This window comes from Bradyrhizobium hipponense (assembly GCF_008123965.1).
GTDB lineage: Bacteria > Pseudomonadota > Alphaproteobacteria > Rhizobiales > Xanthobacteraceae > Bradyrhizobium > Bradyrhizobium hipponense.
The window spans coordinates 1-5,795 of the sequence record NZ_VSTH01000244.1; the positions used below are offsets into that span (position 1 = coordinate 1).

Consider the following 5,795-nt stretch of genomic DNA (forward strand, 5'->3'; position numbering starts at 1 on the left):
GCGTCGACGGTCGGCGCAGCGTGACGCGCGTCAAGACATCCAAGCCCCAGACCGCCAAAGCCGCTTGATCCGGATTCGCTCAGGAGAGTTCGCAATGATGAACGCTATACTTCGATTGCGTCGCGCAAGGCGCGCCCGATTGGGACGTGCCACCCGCAAGACGTTGCGGGTTTTGTTGGCCGGCGCCGTGGCGCTCGGGCTCACGGCCCAGGCATTCGCGGAGCCGCCGCTCGAGAACTCCGAGATCCGGTACCAGGGATCGGCCGGGCAGGTGACGTTTATCGAGCTGGCCGAGGACCTCGGCTATCTCGCGCCGCTCAAGCTCAAATGGATCGGTAACACCATCAGCGGGCCGCAGGACATCCAGACCGTCGTCACCGGCGATATCGACATCGGCGGCGCGTTCTATGGGGCGATCCTCAAGTTGATCGCGGCGAAGGTGCCGGTCAAGGCGGTAGTCGGCTATTACGGCTCCGACGCCAACACCTATTACGGCTACTTCGTGAAGGAGGACAGCCCGATCAAGGCAGGGCGCGACCTGATCGGCAAGAAGGTCGCGGTCAACACGCTCGGCGCCCACCTGGAATTCGTGCTCCGCGAATATCTGGCCCGCAACGGCCTCAGCGCAGGTGAAGCCAGGCAGGTCACGCTGGTGGCGATCCCGCCGGTCAGCGGCGAGCAAGCGTTGCGCCAGGGCCAGGTCGAGGTCAGCGCGCTGGGCGGTGTCCTGCGCGACAAGGCGCTGGAACGGGGCGGCATCCGCTCGCTCTTTGCCGACACCGATCTGTTCGGCCAGTTCACCGGCGGCGCCTATGTGCTGCGAGAGAAGTTCATAAAGGACAATCCCAATGCCTCGCGCAAGCTGGTGGAGGGGATTTCGCGGGCTATCGAATGGGCCCAGATCACACCGCCGGAAGAGGTGCGAGTCCGGTTCGACAGGATCATCGCCGAGCGCAAGCGCAACGAGGATGCCTCCTCAATCAAATACTGGAAGAGCACCGGCGTTGCGTCCAAGGGCGGCGTGATCTCGGACAGCGAAATCCAGGTGTGGATCGACTGGCTGGTGAAGGACGGCCTGTTCAAGCCGGGTCAGGTCAAGGCTTCCGACACCTACACCAATGCGTTCAACTATTTCCGTCCGGGCAAGACGGCGGAGGCCCAATGACCACTGTCAAGATCCGGTTCGAGCATGTCCGCAAGGAGTTCGTCGTGCGTGGCGAGGGCGGCGGACCAGGCCGCCACTTCACCGCTCTGGAGGACATCACGCTCGATGTTCGCTCCGGCGAATTCCTGGCCCTGGTTGGCTCAAGCGGCTGCGGGAAATCCACCTTGCTCGATCTGCTGGGCGGGCTCACGCTGCCGACCAGCGGCCGGATTCTGCTCGATGGCCGGCCGATTGCCGGACCCGGTCGCGACCGCGGCATCGTGTTCCAGCAGTATGCGCTGTTTCCTTGGCGCACCGCCGCGCAGAATGTCGAGTTCGGTCTCGATATCGCCGGGCTCAAGGCCAAGCAGCGTCTCGACATCGCGCGGCATTTCCTCGACCTGGTCGGGCTGTCCGGCTTTACCGACCGCTATCCGCATGAGCTCTCCGGCGGCATGAAGCAGCGTGTCGCGATCGCACGAAGCCTCGCCTATGATCCCGAGGTGCTGCTGATGGACGAGCCGTTCGCCGCGCTCGACGCCCAGACGCGCGAGACGCTGCAGGGTGAGCTGCTGCGGATCTGGCGCGCGACCGGCAAGACGATCGTCTTCATCACCCACGGTATCGACGAGGCCATCGTGCTCGGCCAGCGGGTGGCGGTGATGACGTCGCGTCCGGGCCGGATCAAGCAGATCATCGACATTCCGGACGTGCTGCGCAGCGAGGCCGACGACGTGCGCTCGCTGCCTGAATTCGGCCGCGTGCGCCACGAGGTCTGGGGCCCGTTACGCGAGGAAGTGCTGAAAGCGCAGCAAGGACAATTGGCCGCCGGCGCTGGTGCGCGCGCAGATCGAAAAGTGGAGGAGGTCACCCATGTCTAGCCTCGAGATGCTGCCATTGCTGGAGGTTGCGCACGGGCGCCGAGAGCCGCGCACCAGCGTGGAAAGCCCGGCATCGCCGGTGGTGGACCGGATCCACGCCGCGGCCCGCGGGCTGGCTGCCTTCGGGCGCCGCTCATTGCTGCTGATTGCCCTCTTCGCAGCATGGGAGGCGGCTCCCAGGCTCGGGCTGATCGATGCCGTGTTCCTGCCACCCTTCTCGGAGGTCATCGCCGCAGGCTGGCAGCTTGCGCAAACCGGCGAGCTCTACGATGACGTCTCCGCCAGCCTGCTGCGCGCCTTGAGCGGATTTCTGATTTCGGTCGCCTTGATCGTCCCGCTTGGCGTGGCCGTCGGCTGGTATGCCCGACTCGGCGATCTCGTGAACCAGTTCATCGAGATCTGCCGCAACACGGCGCCGCTCGCGCTGCTGCCGGTCTTCATCTTGTTGCTCGGAATCGGCGAGCTGTCGAAGATCACGATGGTCATCTATAGCTGCGCCTGGCCGCTCCTGCTCAATACCGTTGCCGCGGTAAAGCAAGTCGATCCGTTGCTGATCAAGTCGGCGCGGACCATGGGTGCAACCCCGGAGCAGCTGTTTCGCAAGGTGATCGTTCCGGCGGCGCTTCCCACTATCTTCGTCGGTATTCGCCTGGCCAGCGCGTCAGCCATGCTGGTGCTGGTTGCGTCCGAAATGGTCGGTGCCAAGGCCGGCCTCGGCTATCTCATCATCAACAGCCAGTACAGCTTCCTGATTCCGCAGATGTATTTCGGCATCCTCGGCATCACTGTCATCGGGCTGGCGTTCAATGCCATTCTGGAGGCACTGGAGCGGCGCTTCATGCGGTGGAAATCGCCAGTGACGGCTTGAGATAAGGGATCAGATGCCGCTCGGAACGTGTTCCGCGCGGTGGCCTGCGTCACCATGCTGTTCGGCCGCACGTCACGGATCAGCCAGACATTGCCGCCGATGGTCGATCCGTGGCCGATCGTGAGTCGGCCGATGGTGATTCGGCCAAGGATCGTTTCGCCGACGTAGATCACGACGCCGTCGTCCAAGATCGGATGGCGGGTGTCGCCCCTGATCACCTTGCCCTTGTCATCCGTCGGAAAGTCGCGCCTCGAGCGTGACCGCCTGATAGATGCAGACACTGTCGCCGATAATGGCCGATCACGACCCCGGTGCCATAATCGGTGAAGAAGCCGGAGCCGAAACCGATGCTGGGGCCGGGTGAATATCGATGCCGAAATTGATATGTCAGCGATCGATGACATTTCTCGATGTCATCGATCGGTGACGTTTTGAGTTTGTCAACGAACGTCGACATATGTTAAAGTAAGCGAACGCTGACATTTGGAAATCCCCTCCCATGCTCATACGCACGCCGGCCGAACTCGGCGCCGTCCTTCGCGACCGACGCAAGAAACTCAAACTCGATCAATCGACGTTTGCCAAACGCATTGGCGTCAGCCGCCAATGGGTGATCGAAGTCGAGCACGGTCACGCGCGCGCTGAACTCGGGCTGATCCTTCGCGCCCTTGACGCCCTGGACATTCGCCTGGATGCGAGTACCGAACAAGCGCCCGCCCGCGAGGCCACCAGGCAAGCCATCGATATCAACGCCATCGTGGCCAAGGCCAGGAAGAAAAAGGCATGACAAGCGAACTTGTTGCTCTGCTGGATGGTCGGGAAATCGGCCGCGTGCGCAATGACGCCCGCGGCCGGCTCACCTTTGTCTATGACAAGGAGTGGCGCCAGGCCGAAGGAGCCTATCCGCTGTCGCTGTCCATGCCGCTCGCGGCCGAAGAGCACGGTCCTTCCGCCGTGCAGGCTTTCCTCTGGGGACTCCTGCCGGATAACGAACGCGTGCTCGAACAATGGGCTCGAAGATTTCAGGCGTCCGCGCGCAACGTGTTTGCTCTTATCTCTTACGTCGGCGAGGATTGCGCGGGTGCCATTCAGTTCGTCACGCCTGATCGGCTGGACGCCTTGCGAAGCGGCGCCGAGGACAAGGTCGATTGGCTCGACGAGACGGCGATCGCCAAACGCCTACAAATCTTACGCGAGGATCACGCCGCCTGGCGGTTGCCGCGCGATACCGGACAATTCAGCCTTGCGGGTGCCCAACCCAAAACCGCTTTGCTTCTGCAAAAGGGCAAATGGGGAATTCTCTCTGGGTGCATTCCGACGACGCATATCCTCAAACCGCCGACCCGGCCATTTCGATGGACACGCGGAAAATGAACATATCTGCCTCATGCTTGCGCGTAATCTCGGTCTGCCCGTCGCCGACACCAAGGTGATAAATTTCGGAAAGGAAATCGCCATCGTCATCGAGCGCTACGACCGGCAGTTCAGTGGGAACGAGATCGTCCGTGTCCACCAGGAAGATATCTGCCAGGCGCTCGGCATCCTGCCTACCATGAAGTATCAAAACGATGGCGGACCAAGCCCTGCCGATGTGATCGAGCTTTTGCGCACCTACTCCACGGATCGTGTCGCCGACGTTGACACGTTTGTCGACGCGCTAGGCTTCAATTGGCTGATTGCGGGTACGGATGCTCATGCCAAGAATTATTCACTGCTGCTGGCTGGAGGCCCTCACGTACGACTCGCGCCGCTCTACGACATCGCCAGCATTCTTCCCTACGATGACGTCGATCTGCAGAAGATCAAGCTCGCGATGAAAATCGACGGTGATTACAAGCTCAGCCAGATTAGTTTACGCGATTGGCAGAAGTTCGCGCGCGAAACGCGCCTCGATCCTGACAAGGTGATCGCCGGACTAATTTCCATGGCCGAGCAGCTTCCGGACATTGTAGCCGCCGTACGGAAGCAAGCGCAGAAAGACGGATTGGACAATGCCATCATCGGGAGTCTCGCCGAGCACCTGATCGCAAGAGCCGGGCAATGCCGTCGACTGCTCGGTGAGGCATAGTTTCCGGCGACGGCCGCCAGCATGATCGACATGTCGTTGTCGACGCCAATGATGATCATCATCGGCAGCACCAGCATCAGCACCACCGTGATCGGCATCCCGATATCGATGTCGACGTCGACGATGTCAGTGGGTGCTCGCTCCGTGGCAGCCGCGTAGTCGCTGCGGGTAGCATCACCTTACGACATGGCTCCGGCAGACACGATTTCTCCTCTGCGGGCTTTTCTAATTCGCTGTTTGGCGCGGGCCCCAAATCAATGACGTTTAGGCGTCTCGCACCCTTTAAGGGGCGCCGGATTAGCTAGGTCCGAAGATCAAATAGAGCAGGATCACGGCCGCGGCGACTGTCCAGCCGATCGACGTAGCTACAGTCCATACTTGCATCGGCATCGGATGGCCTCTCGCGATGAAGCTAACGAAGAGGCCGCTGGCGCTGGACAGCGATCTCTTGGACCCGCCTCAAAATGTCTTCGAGATAAAAGCCTCCCGGGTCCGCCACAATCAAACGCCGGACTCCCCCCTGTGAAGTCAAAAACGATTCGAAGGCCAATGGAACAATTGTGACGTTGCGAGAGCGACACACCTAACAAGCCAGGCCAAGCACTGGTGGAGAGTTCTAACTCGGGCGGAAGCCAACCAATCTGGCAGAGACAATGAGTGACGGTGCCTGGCGCATACTGGCACATCCCTTCTAGGCGACAAGCTCACGAAGATTGCCCGGGTAGCCGAAACATATGGCAGAACATACGATAAATCAGAAGAGCACGATGCCTACTATTTGGCCTCGGCGGTACTACTGCCGAGGGGAGCAGTAGTCGAAGCGGTGAGCAAAAA

Annotated in this window: 7 protein-coding genes and 1 pseudogene; 7 read left to right on the forward strand and 1 reads right to left on the reverse strand. The window is 61.2% G+C overall.

Features of this window, described 5'->3' with window-relative positions; translation table 11 throughout:
* Positions 1-139 precede the first annotated feature (139 nt).
* From FXV83_RS41075 to FXV83_RS41085, 3 genes are read left to right on the forward strand one after another with little or no spacing between them, the layout of a single operon-like run.
* On the forward strand, positions 140-1,165 hold the full coding sequence (locus tag FXV83_RS41075; RefSeq protein WP_235940606.1) for an ABC transporter substrate-binding protein: 1,026 nt from the start codon (positions 140-142) through the stop codon (positions 1,163-1,165).
* A complete protein-coding gene (locus FXV83_RS41080) occupies positions 1,162-2,025 on the forward strand; it encodes an ABC transporter ATP-binding protein (protein WP_148745719.1) in 864 nt (287 codons plus the stop codon). The genes FXV83_RS41075 and FXV83_RS41080 overlap by 4 nt, the downstream gene beginning before the upstream one ends.
* Complete coding sequence (locus FXV83_RS41085; protein WP_235940607.1) at positions 1,982-2,893, forward strand: ABC transporter permease; 912 nt, start codon at positions 1,982-1,984, stop codon at positions 2,891-2,893. Before FXV83_RS41080 ends, FXV83_RS41085 begins: the two co-directional genes overlap by 44 nt.
* 29 nt (positions 2,894-2,922) lie before the next feature.
* Here the strand turns inward: FXV83_RS41085 and FXV83_RS44755 are convergent.
* Positions 2,923-3,280 (reverse strand): annotated as a pseudogene (locus FXV83_RS44755) (serine O-acetyltransferase); the annotation flags it as partial.
* Between the two features lie 112 nt (positions 3,281-3,392).
* Here FXV83_RS44755 and FXV83_RS41095 point away from each other — a divergent pair.
* From FXV83_RS41095 to FXV83_RS43450, 4 genes are read left to right on the forward strand one after another with little or no spacing between them, the layout of a single operon-like run.
* A complete protein-coding gene (locus tag FXV83_RS41095; protein WP_148745720.1) occupies positions 3,393-3,680 on the forward strand; it encodes a helix-turn-helix domain-containing protein in 288 nt (95 codons plus the stop codon).
* A gap of 44 nt (positions 3,681-3,724) precedes the next feature.
* Positions 3,725-4,267 carry a HipA N-terminal domain-containing protein gene (locus FXV83_RS44760; RefSeq protein WP_235940608.1) on the forward strand — a complete coding sequence of 181 codons (543 nt, stop codon included), beginning with the start codon at positions 3,725-3,727 and terminating at the stop codon, positions 4,265-4,267.
* A 13-nt stretch (positions 4,268-4,280) separates the two neighbouring features.
* On the forward strand, positions 4,281-4,961 hold the full coding sequence (locus FXV83_RS44765) for a HipA domain-containing protein (RefSeq protein WP_235940609.1): 681 nt from the start codon (positions 4,281-4,283) through the stop codon (positions 4,959-4,961).
* 21 nt (positions 4,962-4,982) lie between these two features.
* A complete protein-coding gene (locus tag FXV83_RS43450; RefSeq protein WP_187436535.1) occupies positions 4,983-5,120 on the forward strand; it encodes a hypothetical protein in 138 nt (45 codons plus the stop codon).
* Positions 5,121-5,795 lie beyond the last annotated feature (675 nt).